Here is a 17,760-nt window from a genome sequence, read left to right on the forward strand (position 1 = left end):
CGCCGAACGCTGCGCCGAGTACCCGATCTGGCTGCACACCTACAATCACCACCGCGGCCACACCGCACTCGGAGGCAAAACACCCGCTAGCTGTGTACCTAACCTCTCAAGTCAGTACAGCTAGCGCCGATCATGATCGGGCTGGCATTCACCGTGCAAGCCGGCTGCCGCTTCACCGCCCAGCTCGGCGCTATGCGCATCAATGAGGAAGTCGACGCGCTCGACGTGCTGGGTATCAACTCGGTGTCGTACCTGGTGACCACCCGCGTCGCCGCATCGGTGACCGCAGCACTTCCACTGTTCCTGTGCACGTTGGCGATCGCCTACATCGCCTGCCAAGCGGTGGTCGGAATTTCGGCCGGCCAGTCCGGCGGCACGTACCTGCACTACTTCTCCATGTTCGTCAACGGGCGTGACGTCACGCTCGCCACGATCAAAGCCGTGGTGTTCGTCTTCGCGACATCGACCGTGCAGTGCTACTACGGCTACTACGCCAGTGGCGGACCCGCCGGCGTGGGCGTTGCGGCCGGCCGAGCCATGCGGTCCGCGATCACCGTGGTGATCGTATTGAACATGCTGCTGACCATGGCCCTGTGGGGCGTGGATTCCGGCGCCAGGTTCGGAGGTTAGAGAATGCCGAATCAGTTCGACATCAACGGCCGCGGACCCTCGAACCGCGCGCTGTCAATAGCCGGTCTGTGCTTCGTTCTCGTCGCAGCAGTAACCGTAGCGACCGCCATCGCCAAATCCAAGGGCGACCTGGACAACAACGTGCGCGTCACCGTCGCCCTGGTGAACGTCGGGGACGGACTTCCCGAGAAATCTGACGTCAAATTCCAGGGCGTCCTCGTCGGCCAGGTCGCCGATGTCATCACCGCTCCGGCGGGACAGCCCAACATCGTGCATGTTGATCTCAAGCCGCAGTACGCCTCCGGCATTCCGTCGACCGTCACCGCACGGGTGGTGCCCTCCAACGTATTTGCGGTGTCCTCCATTCAGCTTGTCGGTCACGGCAACGGCCCCAATGGACTTCGAGCCGGAGTGACGGTCCCCGAAGACACCTCTCTGCCGACGGTGATGTTCCAGAACACGCTCAACAAGGTCCGCAAGGTGTTCCAAGCGCTGGGGCACCAGCCCACCGGTAACAGCGTTGGGGCGATAGCGGCGCTGACTGAGGCCACCCAGGGCCGCGGCCAGGCGATCCGCACCGCCGGACGTGATCTCGACGAGATCGTCACTGAATTGAACAAGGTGGTCGGCGACCGCGATGATCAGTCAACCCTGGCGGCACTCACCAACGCATCAGCCGCACTGCGCGAGGTGTCCCCCGATCTGTTCGACGCCCTTGATTCGGCGGTGACCCCATTGCGGACGTTGGCAGAAAAGCGCAGTGCACTGTCAGGACTACTGTCGGCCGGCCAGCAGACCGTCGGCACGATGGCGGATGCGTTCGACCACCAGACCGACCGCTTGATCAACATCACCACCCAACTGACCCCTGTGGTCGGAGTACTCGGCGACAACGCCGGCGCCTTTCCAATCATCACGAGTCGCATTCGACGGGTCTCCAATCAAGTCATGGACGCCTGGGATCCGGATACGAACAATCTGACGGTCAAGGCCGCAGTGAGTTTGACCCCGTCACGGGTCTACACGCGGGCAGATTGTCCCCGGTACGGCGCACTTGAGGGGCCCAGCTGCAAGACCGCACCGGAAGTGCCGACTGCACCGTCGTTGTACCCGGCGCTCGGCTCGATGGGCTTCCCGGCACCCCGGGTGGCTACCGAGAATCGCCCCAACTTCACCCCGCCGCGTGACTCCATGCGGCATTCAGGCGAGGTGCCTGGCGCCTTGTCTGAGGGACCGGGGCCACTACCGGGGCCAGCGCCGGATTCGCCACCCGTCGCGCAGCCGGGTACGGCGCCGGGTCCCCCGCTGCCTGCTGAGGTGACTCACCAGTCGGCCACCATCGGCGGCAACGTCGGGCCTGTCGGCAGCCCCGAAGAGCTTGCTCAGCTGAGCAAGATCACCGGAGGCACGGCCAACGCGGCCACAGCGCTGCTCCTCGGACCAGTGGTGCGCGGCACCTCAGTCACTGTTACCCCGGACACGGGAGGCGAATCGTGAGTTACCGAAAGCCGATGATAGGACTCGCCGTATTCTTGGTGATCTCGATGACGGTGACGTGGTTGGTCTTCAACACGCTCAGTCGGCAGATATCCGGCAGTACCAACACATACTCGGCCGTGTTCGCCGATGTGACAGGGCTCCATGAGGGCGACGATGTCCGGGTTGCCGGGGTCCGGGTCGGCCGCGTAGATGCCGTCGAACTCGACGGCACTCGAGCCAAGGTCACCTTCCAGGTGCAAAACGATCAGACCCTGTTCGCCGATACCATCGCCTCGATCCGCTACCAGAACATCATCGGGCAGCGCTACCTCGGCTTGTCGCGCGGACAGGTCACCGACCATAAGACCCTGCCGAACAATGGTCTGATCCCGGTCGAGCACACCGAGCCATCGTTCGATATCACATACCTGCTCAAGGGATTCGAACCGCTGCTGACCCTGCTCGACCCCAAGCAGGTCGACAACCTGACGAACGCGCTCATCGACGCGCTTCAAGGTGAAAACGGCACCGTGCTGTCCCTGATCACGCAGACATCGGCCCTGGCCGACATGGTCGCGGGACCCGACGACGTGCTCGGACAGGTCATCACCAACCTCAACGCGGTCACCACCAACCTGGCCGGGCAAAGCGCGAATCTGAACAACGTGATCACCCGGACGCGAGACATCATGGTCGGGCTCAACAGCCACCGCGACCAGTTGCGCGCGTCAGTCGGCTCGATCAACTCCGCGTTGGGTCGGCTATCGACCATCACCAACAACATCTACCCGGACTTCAACGCTTTGGTCACCCGACAGCCGGGATTCGCCAGCAACCTCACCGGCGATGGCTATGACCGGTTTGCATTCTTCGCGGCAAACCTGCCGTATCTCCTGAAAGGAGTGGCCCGTATGACCCAGTCCGGTGCCTACACCGACATCTACCTGTGCGACGTCAATGTCAGTATCTTCCGTTTCTTGAAGACGCTCATTCCCGCATATGTGGCTGCGGCGACACCGGGCAATGTCATCAAACACTCGCCGGTGTGCAGGTGAGCGCCGTGGGTAAGGCACGAGAGCGGGTGCTCGAGGACCGCAACCCGCTCTTGTTGGGCACCGCCGCGCTCCTGGCGATCGTGGTCGCGATCGCCATCGTCTTCGGCATCACGGCGCTGGACCTGGGTCAACGCGACTATCGTGCCGATTTCGCCCAAGCGGCGGAGTTGCGCTCGGGTGACCAGGTCACCATCGCCGGCGTTCCGGTCGGCAGCGTAAAGAGTCTTGATCTGGCCGGCGATCGCGTGCGCGTCACCTTCACCGTCAACAGCAACGTGCGGCTCGGCGCCGACACCCGCGCGGCGATCAAGATGACCACGTTGCTCGGGTCCCGCTATCTGCAGCTGTCCCCCGCAGGCCCAAACTCGTTGGACCACGGCACCATTGGACTAACCAACACCGAGGTGCCCTACAACCTGCAACAAACCCTGGCTGATGCCACGACCACGTTCGAACGGGTCGACGCCGACCGCATCGCGACCTCGCTGACGACGCTCAATCAAGGGCTGACCGGAGTTCCCGAGGTGCTGCCCGAAGCCTTGACGAACCTTCAGGCGCTCTCTGCGATCGTCGCCGACCGCAGAGACCAGCTGCACACGTTGCTGACCAGCACCGACACCGTCACCACGTTGATCCGCAACCAGAGAGCCAGCCTTGGCGCGCTGATCAGTCAGGGCAATCAGCTGCTCAGCGAACTCACCACGCGGCGCGCCCAACTACAACGCTTGCTTGCCAGCACCACTTCCATGGTCGGCACGGTGAACCGCATCGTGGGTGATCAGGCGGGGCTCAATGACCTGCTGACCAGTACACGTCGACTCTCGGCCTTGATCGCCGATCACGACGACAGATTCCGGAACCTGCTCCAAATCCTGCCTGTACCAATGCGAAACGTGGCCAACGCGACCGGCAGCGGCGTCGCGGTCGACGTGACGGCAGTCAACGGCATCCTGGTCGATTCCTGGATGTGCGCGATCAGCGGACGTGCCCAGCAATTCCATCTCGTCGAATACTTCCAGGACTGCAAATGAAGCGAAAACTGATCATCGCCACCGTCGCTGTGGCAGCGATCGCGTTGGCCGTCGCCGTATTCGTCGTACCTCGAACCAAGGCACAGCCGATAACGGTCACGGCCCAATTCGAAGACACCATCGGGCTCTACGTCGGCAATGCAGTTTCGGTATTGGGCATGCCCATCGGATCCGTTGCGTCGATTACACCGAAATCCACCTATGTCGAGGTCAAGCTGTCCATCAACCCCGGTGTTGCGGTGCCCGCAGACGCCACGGCAGTCACCGTCTCGACATCGATCCTCACCGATCGCCATGTCGAACTCACGCCCCCCTACAAGAGCGGCGCCAAGCTCGGCAATGGCGACATCCTGGGCCTGGGACGCACACGGACGCCGGTCGAATTCGACCGCACCTTGTCGATGGTGGACAAGCTCGCGAGCGCACTTCGTGGCGACAGTAAGGGCAACGGACCGGTCGCAGACCTGCTCAATGTTGGTGACCAGATCACCTCGGTGAACGGTACCCGGATCAAAGAGACCCTGGACAAGCTCTCGCAGGCGCTGAAGCTCGGCGACGACCACGGGGACAAGGGCAAGAAGAACATCCAGGCGATCGCTGCCGGCTTGGCGGCGCTCACCCAGGAGGCCGCGGACAACGACACGACCATCCGGAGTTTCGGCTCAAATGTGCGGCAGATCAGCGACATCCTCGCGGACGAGAACCTGGGCACCGGGCGCACCGGAGCACATATCAACGAAGTCCTGACCCGGACCGCCACGCTGTTGGAGAAGAATCGAGACAACCTGAAAGTCACCGCCGGCGATTTCCGGATAGTCACTCAGGCACTCGTGGATTACCAGCGCGAGCTCGCCGAGTTCTTCGACGTCGCGCCGATGACGATCGATAACGTCGCCAACGCGATAGACTACAACGCCCGTGCTGTGCGCGTTCACGCGCTGGCGGACAAACTGTTGATGCAGAGCCAGTTCGGCAAAGAAATCTGCAATTTGATCGGCGTCAAGCAGCTCGGCTGCGCCACCGGCACGATCCGTGACTACGGACCTGACTTCGGTCTCAACGGAATGTTCGAATTGATGGCAGGTCAGCCCAATGCAGGCCGGTAAGCGCACGCGCGCAATCGTGCACGGCGCCACGGCAGCCGTTGTGGCCGTCAGTGTTTCAGCGTGTGGCATCGGGCTGGAAGCACTGCCGCTGGCCGGGCCCGGCGCTGGCTCCGGCGGCACCTATACCCTGACCGCGGTCTTCGCCAACGCCCTGAACTTGCCGGCCAAGGCGAAAATCAAACTCAATGGTGCCGACATAGGCGAGGTCCAATCGATCACCGCCAGCAACTACACAGCTCACGCCGTCCTGAAGATTCGGGACGATGTGATTCTGCCCCGGGGCACCACCGCCGAATTGCGGTCCGCAACCCCGCTGGGCGACCTGTTCATCGCGGTCCACAGGAACTCCGACCCGCAGGCCGACCAGACCCCATTGCGCGACGGGGCAACCATCGGGCTGGACTCCACCAGCGGTGGCGCGACCATCGAAGACGCACTCAGCTCGGCGGCCCTGTTGGTCAACGGCGGCGTCATCCGCAACGTCACCAACTTGATCAACGGCGCCGGCGCGGCAGTCGGCGGTCAAGGTGCGAATCTCAAGGGCCTGCTCAACCATTCGAACACGCTCATCGCCCGGCTCAACGGGCGTTCCACTCAGATCAAGGCCGCCCTGGACAACACCGCGGAGCTCGCAAGGACGTTGTCGGCTCGGCAGAACAGCCTCAACCAGACCCTCGAGGCGTTGGTCCCGGCGACCGATGTACTCAACCAGGACACCAGCCAGATCATCGCCCTCACCAACACCGCGGCCCGCATCACGAGCCAGCTGTCGCGATTCCCGTCGCTGCAAGGAACGGACACTCGCAGTCTGATAGCCGACATCAATCGGCTGTCCGAAACGTTCAACTCCATTACGACCGATCCCAGCGTCTCACTTACCGACATCAACCGACTCATCCCGATCGCCATGAAGATCACCAACTCGCCGGCCATCCACGGCATCGCGGAAGTCACTCAGCTCGCCCTGGGCTCGCTACCCGACAAGAACTACCCCGGAGACCCCATGTTCCACGGGCCGGACGGTACCGACTGGCACGCCATGGTCGGCAGCCTGCGCTACGAATGGAACCTCATGCTGGACAAGATCTACGGACCGAACCGATGACAACGAATCCGATCGAACTTGTTCTGCGGCGCATCGTCGATGCCACAAGGGCATTGGCACGCCACCGAATACCAGTGGCGCTCATCGGGTTGGCCCTGACGCTGGTGATCGCCCTGGCGTACGTGATGATCGATTCGCTGCGGATCAACCCCGCCCGCGGGGCATTCACAGTGAAGGTGATGCTGCCGCAATCCGGTGGCCTGATTCCCGCGCAGGACGTCACACTCCGCGGCGTCCCGATCGGGCGGGTGCAATCAGTCAACCTGGTCGGCAGCACAGTGACCGCCGTGGTGTCCATCGACTCCGACGCCAAGATCCCGGCCAACACCGTCGCACGAGTCTCGGCTCTCACCGCGGCCGGCGAGCAATACCTCGATCTGCGGCCCACCGATGACCACGGGCCCTATCTGAGTGAGGGGGCGACGATCACCGAGAACCGGACCGCCGTCCCCGTGCCGTTCAACCAGCTGCTCGACCACGCCGAAGGGCTGCTGAACCAGGTCGACCCCGCCAAAGTCGACACCATCATCAAAGAACTCCACGTGACTGCGGCGGGCCCCAAAAAGCTTGAAGCCATCGTCGAGGGCGGCACCTTCCTCATCTCCACACTGGACTCCGTACTCCCCGAGACCGTACGCAGCATCCGCGCCAGTCGTACCGTGCTGACCACACTGTCCGACACCCACCACGGGCTCCAAGCGACCGCCGGCGACCTGCGGCAGGTCCTGGGCGGCATCAGCCGGATGGACGGCGGCTTCCGGCGTTTGGTCGACATCGCACCTCACACGCTGCAACAAATCGACAACATCATCGCCGACAACTCCGACACGATGGTTGCGCTGCTGGGAAACATGACCACCGTCGCCCAGCTGTCCTACGTCCGGGTGCCCGCGCTGAAGGCGCTGTTCCCCACCGACCGGCCCTCGGTCCTCGATGGGATTGCACTGGTCGTACGCGACGGCGGAATCTGGGGCATCGGCGACGGCTACCCCCGATACGCCTGTGACTACAACCGACCGCACCTCACGACATCGACGCCCGATTTCCCGGAGCCCTACCGCTACGGCTACTGCGAAAATCCTGACCCCGCAGTGCTGGTTCGTGGCGCGCGCAACGCACCGCGTCCACCGGGCGATGACACTGCGGGCCCGCCACCAGGCTACGACCCGCTGGCCAAGACCGATCCGACGCCCGTCGGTCCACACTCAATCCCTTTGACGGTCGGTGGTCCCACGCTGCCGTTCGAGCCTCCGAATTGAACAGCGCCGACAGGAGAATCACCATGCGCAACGGATCCGTATCACGCGACGTGTTCGACAAGATCGTCGCCGATGAGAACCCGCCGGATGAACATGTAGAAGACGTGCCGAAAGCGTCGGACGTCGACCGCTCGGTCGATGAAGCCGACCACCCCCCAACCACTTCCGCTGAATCACTACCCCGGACGGGTCGACGTCGGCTGGTCCGCGCGACAGTCGGCGTGCTGGCCGGTCTTGTCTTCATCACCGCGGTCGGGCTCGCCGGCGTCTTCGGCTGGCGCCTCAAGCAGCAAGACGATGCGGCCGCAGCCGGGCGTGCCGCACTCGATGTCGCCCGTAACTACGCGGTCACTCTCACCAGCGTCGACAACGCCACGATCGACAACAATTTCACCCAGGTGCTCAACGGGGCAACCGGCGAATTCAAGGACATGTACAGCCAGTCGGCCGCGCAGCTGCGGCAGCTGCTGATCGACAACAAGGCCGTAAGTCACGGCACCGTCGTCGATTCGGCGATCAAATCAGCCACCACCAACAAGGTCGAAGTCCTCATCTTCGTCGATCAGTCGATCAGCAACAGTGCCAACCCGCAGCCCCGTATCGACCGCAGCCGGGTCGCGATCACCATGGACAAGATCGACGGTCGTTGGCTGGCCGGCAAAGTCGATATCAAGTAACGCCATGAACCTCATGAGCATTCGTGCTGCAGCAGCGCTTGCCCTGGCCGGCTTGGCAATCACGGCGTCTGCGGTGTCGGAAGGTGCGACGGCGCACGCGAGCAACCCCTGCACCGACGCGCTCGGTGGAGGCTGGAACTACAGCGACGGAGTGTGCACGTCGGCGGTCACATCCATACGCGAGGCGATACTGACACTCTCGGTGGCGCTCCCCCCCGACGTCGCTGCCGACCCCGTGGTCCGGGACTATCTCCGCTCCCGCACCGACTCCTGGCGCACTACCGGCGCCTCCATCATCCGGGCCAGCGATTTCAGCATCGACATCCAATCGTCCTCGCATGGACCACTGAGATCGATTGTGGTGCACGAGGTTCAGCACACAGTAGGCGACTACGCCTCGAACAATTCGTACCAGACGTTCACCTTCGATCTCGCCACCAAGAGCCGCCTGCAACTCGCCAACCTGTTCAAGCCGGGGGTTGATCCGCTGACCGCGATACCCCCCTTGGCGCGGCCGTACCTCATCGACGCGCTCGATCGCGCGCAACCGCCGCACGACCCCGGCACGTATCCTTTCACCCCGGACAAGTTCGAACCACAACCCGACGGATCCGGCTACGCCGACAACTACCGCGCCTTTGCCGTCACCGATACCGATCTCGTCCTGTATCTGCCGGGCTGGCCGATGCGGCACGAGAACCCATTTCCCCAGGACCGGCTGCAGTGGTCCATGGACGGTGGGACCGTTGTAGAACGGGTACCTCTGGCGGTCCTCTCGCCGATCATGCGTGCGATCTGAGCCGAATCGGCGATGACGAACACCTTCAAATTTTTCCATTTTCTGCAATATTGCCAATTATGGAACCTTTTGGCAGGATGACGATATGGCAGAGCCCGGGCTTCGCGAACGCAAAAAGGCAGCAACCAGAACGGCTTTGAGCCGCGCCGCGTTCGACCTTGCGATGCAGCACGGCTTGGACGCGGTCACCGTGGACGCGATCGCGGCACGAGCCGACGTATCCGCACGCACGTTCCGCAACTACTTCTCGAGCGGCGAGGATGCGATCCTGGGACTGCTCAACGAATTCGAGCAACTGGTGCTGGATGCCTTCCTGATGCGCGATCCCGACGAGGATGCTCTCGACTCGATCGAGGCGGTCATCCTCGAACTCGTCGCTTCAGCCGGTGTCTTGGACCAGACCGTCGGCGTGGCGCGACTGATGCGCGAGTATCCGTCCCTGGTGGCGCACTCTGCTGTTCATCGAACAAACTCGGCACGCCTGCTGGCAGAGATCGGCCACCGCACCCGGATGGATCCGCAGCAGGACCTGTACCCCCGACTGCTGTACAAAGCCTCCAGCGCCGTAACGGCGACGGTTTTCGAACTACTCAGCGACTCCGCCGATCACACTCACGTACCTGCGGACTTGATCCGCCAAGGATTCGCCCAATTACGCGCCGGCTTGCACCAGCCCTTTTCCTCAAGCGCGAAACAGATCTGATCCGCCCCGATAACTCGATGCTTCCAAACGAAACTGCCAGGAGTACAAGTGACCTCGTCTGACAACCGCGACAAACGGCTTACGAACCTGATCGCTGAGCTGTATGCCAGCGACACCCAGTTCGCTGCAGCGCGGCCCGACGCCGCGATAGCTGCCCGCGTAGCGCAACCGACGCTGCGGCTCCCCGAACTCGCCGAGATCATCATGGAGGGCTATGCGTCGCGACCCGCGCTCGCACAGCGGGCAGTCCGGTACCTGACCGAACCCACGACCGGCCGGGTATCCCTCGAGCTTGAGCCTCGGTTCGAGAGCATCTCATACCGCGAACTCTGGACTCGCGCAAGTAATCTCGCAACCCTGCTGGCGGCTGATCTGGACCCAGCCGTGGTGCCGGGAGATCGAGTGTGTCTATTGGGCTTCGCCAGCGTCGATTACACAATCGTCGAACTGGCGTTGATCCAGCGGGGCGCGGTATCGGTACCACTACAGACCGGCGCACCGGTCGCGCAATTGTCGGCAGTCGTCGCCGAGACCGAACCCACCGTCATCGCCACGAGCGTCGATGACCTGTCTGACGCCGTCGAACTGATGGTCGCGGGATGCTCTGCCAAGCAACTCATCGTGTTCGACTATCATCCCGAAGTCGACGACCAACGTGAGGCAGCACAGGCCGCCCGCGAGCGCCTGGCGGAAGCGGGCAGCGGGATCGAGATGCACACGCTGCGCGACGTGCTCACCTCCGCAATCTCCGAGCCCGCGCCGATGACCACGTCCCGTGAGAACAACCCCTTGGCGCTGCTCATCTACACGTCGGGCAGTACCGGCACCCCGAAGGGGGCGAGGTATCCCGAGCAACTCGTCGCCAACTTCTGGCGTGGGGCCATCATGGCGACACTCGGACAGGACAATCCCCCACCGTCGATCACCCTCGCATTCATGCCGATGAGTCATGGCGGTGGTCGGGGGCTGCTGTTCGGCACTCTCGGCAACGGCGGTACAGCGTATTTCGTCGCCAAGCGCGATCTTTCAACGCTCTTGGAGGACCTTGCGCTGGTGCGACCTACCCAGTTGAGCTTCGTGCCGCGCATCTGGGACATGCTCTTCCACCAATTCCGCGTCGCCGTCGAGCGCCGCGCGTGCGACGGCGCCGACATCGCGGAGACCGAAGAAGCTGTGCTGAAGGAACAACGGCAGAACACTCTCGGTGGGCGGTTCACCGCTGCAATGAGCGGCTCGGCACCCATCTCAGCCGAGGTCAAAGAGTTTGCGGAAGCGTTGCTCGACATGGATCTGGTCGACGGATACGGCTCGACCGAGACCGGGCCCGTGATGCTCGATGGACGCGTGCGGCGTCCACCGGTGATCGAGTACAAGCTGGAGGACGTGCCTGAACTCGGCTACTTCCACACCGACCGGCCGCACCCACGGGGTGAATTGCTCGTCAAGTCAGCGATTCTCTTCGACGGCTACTACAAACAGCCAGAAGCAACCGCCGACGTGTTCGATGCAGAAGGTTTCTACCGAACCGGCGACGTGATGGCGGAAATCAGTCCTGACCAGTTGGCCTATGTCGACCGGCGCCACAACGTGCTCAAACTCGCGCAGGGCGAGTTTGTCACCATCTCAAAGTTGGAAACGCTGTTCGGCAGCAGCCCTCTGGTCCATCAGATCTACGTGTACGGCAACAGCGCGCGCTCCTACCTGCTGGCGGTCGTGGTGCCCTCCGAAGAGACACTCGCCGACCACGCCAACGATGTTGACGTGGTCGCCGACCTCATCGGCGAATCACTCCGGAACACCGCGAAGGCGGCCGGCCTTCAATCGTATGAAATCCCTCGTGATTTCATCGTCGAGACAACGCCGTTCACGATTGCGGGTGGACTACTCACCGGCATCGGCAAGTTGGCGAGGCCGCGACTCAAGGAGCGGTATGGCGGTCGGTTGGAGAGCCTGTACTCGGACTTGGCTCATCGCCAGAGCGAAGAGCTGCGAACCCTGCGCGACGGTGCTGCGGACCGACCGATTGTGGAGACCGTGTGCCGAGCGGCCAGCGCGGTGTTGGGCATCGGTGTCGATGAGTTCCGGCCGACCGCGCGATTCACCGACATCGGTGGAGATTCCTTGTCGGCCTTGGCATTTTCCAATCTGCTAAGCGAATTGTTCGACATTGATGTATCGGTCGGCGTCATCGTTGCGCCTGCGACCACCATCGGCACGCTCGCCGACTACATCGGCGCAGCACGCACCGGCGCCACACCGCGGCCCAGCCCGACATCGGTACACGGCCGTGACGCGACCGAACTGTATGCCCGCGACCTCACCTTGGACAAGTTCCTCGACGCACAAACGCTTGCCGCCGCACCAACTCTGCCCCGGCCTAGCGATGAGCCGCGGACCGTGCTGTTGACCGGCGTCACAGGCTTCCTCGGTCGCTATCTGGTGCTGGAATGGCTCGAACGGCTGCAACGCGTCGGCGGAAAGTTGATCTGTCTGGTCCGCGCCGTGGACGATGCCGCCGCGCGTGCGCGGGTCGACAGCACATTCGACTGTGGTGACACGGTGCTTCTGCAGCACTACCAAACCCTGGCCGCGACGCATCTTGAAGTCATCGCCGGCGATAAGAGCGAAGTCGACCTGGGGCTCGACCAGACAACATGGAAACGGCTGGCCGGCAACGTGGATCTGATCGTCGATCCCGCAGCTCTGGTCAATCACGTCCTTCCGTACAACCACCTGTTCGGCCCCAACGTTGTCGGCACCGCTGAATTGATCCGCCTCGCACTCACCACGAAGCTCAAGCAGTTCGTCTATGTTTCGACGATCGGCGTCGGTGTCGGGATTGCCTCTCCAGGGCTCACCGAGGACGCCGACATCCGTACAGCCAGTCCGACCCGCACCGTCGACGGTAGTTACGCAAACGGCTATGCGAACAGCAAGTGGGCCGGAGAGGTTCTACTGCGCGAGGCACATGATCTATGCGGGTTACCGATCTCGGTTTTCCGTTGCGACATGATCTTGGCCGAGGCTCGGTACATGGGCCAGCTCAACGTTTCTGACGTCGTCACGCGGTTGCTGCTCAGCCTGGTAGCAACGGGACTCGCGCCGAAATCGTTGTATCTGCCCGATGCCAAGGGCAGCCGACAACGCGCGCACTTCGACGGGCTGCCAGTTGACTTCGTCGCCGAGGCGATCAGTACACTCGGCACTGCTGTGACAAATGGATTCGAGACCTACAACGTGGTGAATCCCCACGATGACGGGATCGGACTCGATGAATTCGTCGACTGGCTGATCGCTGCCGAGTACCCGATCCAGCGCATTGACGACTACGCGGAATGGCTGCGTCGTTTCGAGACCGCTCTGCGCTCCTTGCCGGAACGTCAACGACAGGCTTCGCTGCTCCCGCTTCTGCACAACTACCAGCAGCCGGCAGTACCGATGCGCGATGCTGTTGCACCGGCAACGCGCTTCCGCGCTGCGGTACAGGACGCGAAAGTCGGCCCCAGCAACGATATCCCGCATATCTCCGCACCCATCATCGTCAAGTACATCGCCGAGCTGCAGCTGCTGGGACTGTTGGATGGCAATGAAGCCGAGTAGCTGCTCTAGCGAACTCCCTCCGTCGAGCTGAACGAGGGCCCTTCCTTACGACCACAACGAGGTGATCAACTGCCCTTTCCACAACCATCCCGACGGCTCCTCGCCCAGTATTTGAGTCGGCACAATCCCCAGCTCACACCACGACTACCGGCCGGCAGAATGATCGAGCTCGCCGGCCGTGGCGAGACTTTCGTACGCGATATCGTAGGCCCATCCGGCTCGATTCCGGTCGTGTTGCTTCATGGGGCGTTAATGACCGCCGACATCAACTATGCCGATGTGTATGAACCACTTTCGTTGTCACACCGCGTTGTCGCGCCGGACGTCCGGATGCACGGGCACGGTTCGCGCGACCGGGGATTCACTCTGAACGATGCCTCGGACGACGTGATCGCCTTACTCGACACGCTCGGTATCGAGCGCGCAATCTTGTGCGGGTTCTCCATGGGCGGCGGCATCGCCGCAGATGTGGCTTCGCGATATCCGGGGCGAGTCGCGGGCTCGGTGATCTCGGGAACCGCAGCGTGCTACTCGACGCGGCGCCGCGACAGAATAGTCGTGGCAGCGTTGAATGCGTTGCGGCGACTGGTCGCCGTAGGCTTAAATCCATCACCTGGACCGTTACTGCTCGCTATGGCTCGTAGGCGCACCGAGGTGGCCATGCAGCGTCAGGAATGGCTGCTCCGCGAGTGCGCGAAGAACAATCTGTCCGATATCTTGGCGGTCAATGCACAGCTGCCCAGGGTCGATCTCAGACGACAGCTAGCCGAGGCATCCGAGCTTCCGTGCGAGTATCTTCTTCTGACCCGCGACCACCTGTGCCACCCAGAGCTGCAGCGCAAGCTCGCCGACCTCCTGGGCGCCCACACCACCATGCTTGACGTCGACCACGACTTCCCGATCACGGACCCGGTCGGATTTGCGAAGGCGGTCGTGGCCGCAGTGGCCCGGTTGGATGAACGCCTGGATACCGACAGAACAGTGCCTGAAGCCGTCCGCTGACATTGGTTGCCGTCGCATCCATCGAATCAGCCTCTAGACCGGACCTTTCGAGATCGGCCGAGTTGACGAGCCGACCATATGATCGCGGATATCGGTTCGATTGCGCGCATCGAACTGCCGAAAGAATCTGTTGGGCAAAAGGCTTCAGCTGGTCGCATTTGACGATCGTGTCCGTCGACCTCTTCAGCTCTACCAATGAATCAACGAAATACGTTGCCTGATAACCATGTTCGTCGATGTACAAGCAGCGCATCGCTTCTGTAGGGTGTCCCTATGACACTGTCCGGGAAGACCATGTTCATCTCCGGTGCCAGCCGCGGCATCGGCTTGTCCATCGCCAAGAAGTTCGCGGCCGACGGCGCCAACGTTGCGCTGCTCGCCAAGACCGCCGAGCCGCATCCCAAGCTCGAGGGCACCGTCTACACCGCAGCCAAGGAGATCGAAGAGGTCGGCGGCCAGGCGCTGCCGATCGTCGGCGACGTCCGCGACCCCGACTCTGTCACCGCCGCGGTGGCCCAGGCGGTCGAGCAGTTCGGCGCCATCGACATCTGCGTCAACAACGCCTCGGCCATCAACCTCGGTTCCATCGAGGAAGTGCCGATGAAGCGCTTCGACCTGATGAACGGCATCCAGATCCGCGGCACCTACGCCGTTTCTCAGGCCTGTATCCCCCACATGAAGGGCCGTGAGAACCCGCACATCCTGACCCTGTCGCCGCCGCTGCGGCTGGAGTCCGAGTGGCTCAAGCCCACCGCCTACATGATGGCGAAGTACGGAATGACGTTGTGCGCGTTGGGCATCGCCGAAGAAATGCGCGAATCCGGCATCGCGTCGAACACGCTGTGGCCGCGCACCCTGGTCGCCACCGCCGCCGTGCAGAACCTGCTCGGCGGTGACGAGGCGATGACCAAGGCCCGCCGCCCCGAGGTGTACTCTGATGCCGCCTACGCGATCTTCAACAAGCCGGCCCGCGAGTACACCGGGCAGAGCCTGTTGTGCGAGGACGTGCTGCTCGACTCCGGTGTCGCCGACCTGTCGGTATACAACTGCGTGCAGGGCGGCGAACTCGGCGTCGACCTGTGGGTCGATACCCCCAATCCGCCTGGATACACCGGCCCGTAGGCCGGCCCGAAGATCTGCCCGGCCTAGTCAGCAGCCGGGCAGATCTCCACACCCGTGACCATCGGCGGCCATGCCACCGTCACCTCGGTGAGCGCGGCCAGCGCCGCAGCCGTCGGAAACGCCCGGAGCGCTACATGTTTGGGTAGTTCAACAAACTCAAGCTTGCCCGAACTTCATTGATCACTCGTTGGGGATCCTCCGCTCCCATGAGGTGGCCCAAACCGCTGAGCACAACAGCGCGGCCGCGAGGCACTCGAGAGGCGGTCGCTAGCTGGTCGGTGACTGACAGCACGACGTCGTCGGCACCGATGAGCGAGCAGAACGACACCGACAGGGACCCCAGTTCGTCGAACTGGGAAAACGTCGAACCCCCACCGGTCAACCAGTCAGACCACGTATTCGCATTTGCGTTGCAAGAGTCCTCCACCAGGCGCTCGATTGCGGCCAGCGGCGGGTTTTTGCTCGTGGCCGTATAGGCGAGGCGCAGTGCGTCAGGGTTGCCGTGTAGGCGGGCCATTGCCGCGCTCATCGCAGAGGTCTTGCCATCTACCACCCCCTGGCCGGGGAACGGGACGATGCCGATCACCATTCGTACCGCTTCGGGGTGATCCAGGGCCATGCGAAGTGCTACGCCGCCGCCCATAGAAGCGCCGATCACCGAATAGCGTTCAATGCCCAGTTCTTCCATGAGGCGATGTGCAGCGGCCGCGAGTGCTGGAATTCGGCAGCCCTGTCCTGCGGCTGCCGAACGGCCGAAGCCGGGCAGATCAATCAGGATCGAGCGGTAGTCGCCGAAAGCCTCAACAACCCCGTTGTGGCCACGCGTGGAGGACCCAAATCCGTGGATCCACAACAGGACATCGCGGCCTGCCCCACGTTCTTCGTAGTAAATCCCTGCGGAACTGGTTGACATGAATCGCAAGCATGCGCCATTCTCAACTTTAAGTCAACAGCATGTATAGTCGCTATACATCATGTACATACAATCGTAGAGGCGACCGCGTTCTACACCAGATTTCGGCCGTCCACGAACGCGACACGACGCCGAAAGGTGCGGCAGTAGCAGGTAATTCCAGATTCGCCATGTCGCCGACACCACCATCGGCCCACACAACCCCATCTCAATAGGACCTGGAGCAAACACATGTCCGAAGAAGCCTTCATCTATGAGGCGATTCGCACGCCCCGTGGCAAGCAGCGCAACGGTGCACTGAACGAGGTCAAGCCGGTCAACCTCATCGTCGGCCTGATTGACGAAATGCGTCGTCGCAATCCCGATCTGGACGAGAACCTGATCAGCGACGTCGTACTCGGTGTGGTGTCGCCGGTGGGTGATCAGGGCGCGGTTATCGCCCGTACCGCGGTGCTGGCCGCAGGTCTGCCCGATACCACCGGCGGCGTGCAGCTGAATCGGTTCTGCGGCTCCGGCCTGGAAGCGGTGAATACCGCCGCACAGAAGGTGCGGTCCGGCTGGGACGACCTGGTGTACGCCGGTGGTGTCGAGTCCATGAGCCGGGTGCCGATGGGCAGCGACGGTGGCGCGCTGGCGAACGACCCCGAGACCAATTACGCGGTGTCTTTTGTGCCGCAGGGCATCGGCGCCGACCTGATCGCCACCATCGAGGGCTTCTCGCGCGAAGACGTCGACGCCTACGCCGTGCGCTCGCAGGAGAAGGCCGCCGCAGCGTGGTCGGGCGGCTACTTCGCCAAGTCGGTCATCCCCGTCAAGGACCAGAACGGCCTGACCATCCTGGACCACGACGAGCACATGCGTCCCGGCACCACCCTGGAGAGCCTCGGCAAGCTAAACTCCGCATTCGCGGGACTGGGCGCCGTGGGCGGCTTCGACGACGTGGCGCTGCAGAAGTACCACTACGTCGAGACGATCAACCACGTCCACCACGGTGGCAACAGCTCGGGCATCGTCGACGGCGCCGCGCTGGTGCTGATCGGTTCGGAGGCCGCCGGCAAGTCACAGGGCCTGACCCCGCGCGCCCGCATCGTGGCCACCGCCACCAGCGGTGCCGACCCGGTCATCATGCTGACCGGCCCCACCCCGGCCACCAAGAAGGTGCTCGACCGTGCCGGGCTGACGGTCGACGACATCGACCTGTTCGAGCTCAACGAGGCCTTCGCCTCGGTGGTGCTGAAGTTCCAGAAGGACCTCAACATCCCCGACGACAAGCTGAACG

14 protein-coding genes and 2 pseudogenes are annotated in these 17,760 nt (G+C 62.8%); 15 read left to right on the forward strand and 1 reads right to left on the reverse strand.

Annotation, left to right across the window (positions count from 1 at the left end; genetic code table 11):
- The 14 genes and pseudogenes from WBB07_RS13670 to WBB07_RS13735 form a co-directional block, all read left to right on the forward strand.
- A pseudogene (locus WBB07_RS13670) lies at positions 1-124 on the forward strand (IS481 family transposase); the annotation flags it as partial.
- Positions 118-630 (forward strand): annotated as a pseudogene (locus tag WBB07_RS13675) (MlaE family ABC transporter permease); the annotation flags it as partial. The pseudogenes WBB07_RS13670 and WBB07_RS13675, both read left to right, overlap by 7 nt.
- Positions 631-633: 3 nt before the next feature.
- Positions 634-2,127 (forward strand): MlaD family protein, encoded by a 1,494-nt coding sequence (locus WBB07_RS13680; RefSeq protein ID WP_526308503.1) that lies wholly within the window; start codon positions 634-636, stop codon positions 2,125-2,127.
- The gene (locus WBB07_RS13685) at positions 2,124-3,164 is read left to right on the forward strand and encodes an MCE family protein (protein WP_526308505.1); all 1,041 of its coding nucleotides are present in this window, start codon (positions 2,124-2,126) and stop codon (positions 3,162-3,164) included. Before WBB07_RS13680 ends, WBB07_RS13685 begins: the two co-directional genes overlap by 4 nt.
- Before the next feature lie 26 nt (positions 3,165-3,190).
- Positions 3,191-4,195: an MCE family protein gene (locus WBB07_RS13690; protein WP_526308507.1), complete on the forward strand. Its 1,005-nt coding sequence runs from the start codon at positions 3,191-3,193 to the stop codon at positions 4,193-4,195.
- The gene (locus WBB07_RS13695; RefSeq protein WP_526308509.1) at positions 4,192-5,301 is read left to right on the forward strand and encodes an MCE family protein; all 1,110 of its coding nucleotides are present in this window, start codon (positions 4,192-4,194) and stop codon (positions 5,299-5,301) included. The genes WBB07_RS13690 and WBB07_RS13695 overlap by 4 nt, the downstream gene beginning before the upstream one ends.
- Positions 5,288-6,406 carry an MlaD family protein gene (locus tag WBB07_RS13700; RefSeq protein ID WP_526308511.1) on the forward strand — a complete coding sequence of 373 codons (1,119 nt, stop codon included), beginning with the start codon at positions 5,288-5,290 and terminating at the stop codon, positions 6,404-6,406. The genes WBB07_RS13695 and WBB07_RS13700 overlap by 14 nt, the downstream gene beginning before the upstream one ends.
- Positions 6,403-7,665, forward strand: a complete 1,263-nt coding sequence (locus WBB07_RS13705) for an MlaD family protein (protein ID WP_526308513.1) — start codon at positions 6,403-6,405, stop codon at positions 7,663-7,665. Before WBB07_RS13700 ends, WBB07_RS13705 begins: the two co-directional genes overlap by 4 nt.
- 23 nt (positions 7,666-7,688) lie before the next feature.
- On the forward strand, positions 7,689-8,342 hold the full coding sequence (locus WBB07_RS13710; RefSeq protein WP_526308514.1) for an Rv1363c family protein: 654 nt from the start codon (positions 7,689-7,691) through the stop codon (positions 8,340-8,342).
- A 13-nt stretch (positions 8,343-8,355) separates the two neighbouring features.
- Entirely contained in the window at positions 8,356-9,141 is a 786-nt protein-coding gene (locus tag WBB07_RS13715; protein ID WP_526308516.1) for a mannan-binding protein, read from the forward strand.
- An 85-nt stretch (positions 9,142-9,226) separates the two neighbouring features.
- Positions 9,227-9,844 carry a TetR/AcrR family transcriptional regulator gene (locus WBB07_RS13720; protein WP_526308518.1) on the forward strand — a complete coding sequence of 206 codons (618 nt, stop codon included), beginning with the start codon at positions 9,227-9,229 and terminating at the stop codon, positions 9,842-9,844.
- A 48-nt stretch (positions 9,845-9,892) separates the two neighbouring features.
- Complete coding sequence (car, locus tag WBB07_RS13725) at positions 9,893-13,444, forward strand: carboxylic acid reductase (protein WP_526308520.1); 3,552 nt, start codon at positions 9,893-9,895, stop codon at positions 13,442-13,444.
- Positions 13,445-13,603: 159 nt separating this feature from the next.
- Positions 13,604-14,446, forward strand: coding sequence for an alpha/beta fold hydrolase (locus WBB07_RS13730; RefSeq protein WP_526308522.1), 843 nt, complete (start codon positions 13,604-13,606; stop codon positions 14,444-14,446).
- 273 nt (positions 14,447-14,719) lie between these two features.
- Positions 14,720-15,568: an SDR family oxidoreductase gene (locus WBB07_RS13735; protein ID WP_526308524.1), complete on the forward strand. Its 849-nt coding sequence runs from the start codon at positions 14,720-14,722 to the stop codon at positions 15,566-15,568.
- Between the two features lie 130 nt (positions 15,569-15,698).
- Here WBB07_RS13735 and WBB07_RS13740 read toward each other — a convergent pair whose 3' ends face one another.
- Positions 15,699-16,481, reverse strand: coding sequence for an alpha/beta fold hydrolase (locus WBB07_RS13740; protein WP_526308526.1), 783 nt, complete (start codon positions 16,479-16,481; stop codon positions 15,699-15,701).
- 231 nt (positions 16,482-16,712) lie between these two features.
- Between WBB07_RS13740 and WBB07_RS13745 the strand changes: the two genes are divergently transcribed.
- Positions 16,713-17,760, forward strand: a 1,048-nt coding sequence (locus tag WBB07_RS13745; protein ID WP_526308528.1) for an acetyl-CoA C-acetyltransferase, incomplete at its 3' end; no start/stop codon positions are given.

The organism is Mycobacterium sp. (assembly GCF_049647605.1).
Taxonomy (GTDB): Bacteria; Actinomycetota; Actinomycetes; order Mycobacteriales; family Mycobacteriaceae; genus Mycobacterium.